The organism is Sphingomonas paucimobilis NBRC 13935, from assembly GCF_000739895.2.
GTDB lineage: Bacteria > Pseudomonadota > Alphaproteobacteria > Sphingomonadales > Sphingomonadaceae > Sphingomonas > Sphingomonas paucimobilis.
In genome coordinates, this window is sequence record NZ_BBJS01000066.1 from 1 (window position 1) to 1,043 (window position 1,043).

General features: G+C 63.9%; 1 protein-coding gene. It reads right to left on the reverse strand.

Going from position 1 to position 1,043, the window contains the following annotated elements; genetic code table 11:
- Positions 1–1,043, reverse strand: a 1,043-nt coding sequence (locus tag SP6_RS19355) for an efflux RND transporter permease subunit (RefSeq protein WP_042469539.1), incomplete at both ends; no start/stop codon positions are given.

The following is a 1,043-nucleotide window of genomic DNA, read 5'->3' on the forward strand; positions in this document are numbered from 1 at the left end:
GGTTCTTAGAGAAGACCAGCGCCACCTCCGGCAGCGTCTTCAATGCATTCTCGATCTGAAGCTGCATCTGTGTCGACTGATCGATCGACGCCGATGGCACGCGGAAGTTGGTGACGGTTATGTCCTTCTCGTCGAGCTGCGGCATGAACTCCTCGCCGAGCAAGCCAAAGCTCAGCACTGCCGCGACGAACACGCCGACACCGCCCAGAATGAAGGGCATCGGCCGAGCTACGGCCCTGCCCAGCACGGGGGCGTAGCGTTCCTTGAACCAGCGGATCGGCTTCACTTCCGTCTCGCTGACCCGGCCCTTGACGACGATCGCGATCATCGCGGGAACGAAGGTCAGCGACAGGACGAAAGCGGAGGCGAGCGCCACCATCAACGTGATCGCCATCGGCGCGAACGTCTTGCCCTCAACGCCCTGGAAGGTGAGCAGCGGCACGAAGACGAGGAAGATGATGAGCTGACCATAAACGGTCGGCCGCACCATCTCCTTGGCCGCGAGTGTCGTTTCCTCCATCCGCTCGTCGCGGGTGAGAAGCCGGCCTTCATGCTCCTGGCGCTCGGCGAGGCGGCGAAGCGCATTCTCGACGATGATGACGGCGCCGTCGACGATCAGCCCGAAGTCGAGCGCTCCAAGGCTCATCAGGTTGCCCGATACGCCCAGCCCGTTCATGCCGGCGGCCGTCATCAGCATAGTGATCGGGATGACCGCAGCGGTGATGAGCGCGGCGCGGATGTTGCCGAGCAGCAGGAACAGCACGACGATGACGAGCAGCGCGCCTTCTGTGAGGTTCTTTTCGACCGTCGCGATCGTCGCGTTGACCAGCTTGGACCGGTTGTAGACCGGCTCGGCGAACACGTCGGGCGGCAGCGCCTTGTTGATCTGCGTCAGCTTCTCGGCGGCATCGGTCGCGACGATGCGGCTGTTGTCGCCCACCAGCATCAGCACGGTCGAGATGACCGCTTCCGATCCCATGCGACTGCCGGATCCGGTGCGGACCGCACCGCCGATCACGACCTGGCCCACGTCCTTGACGCGG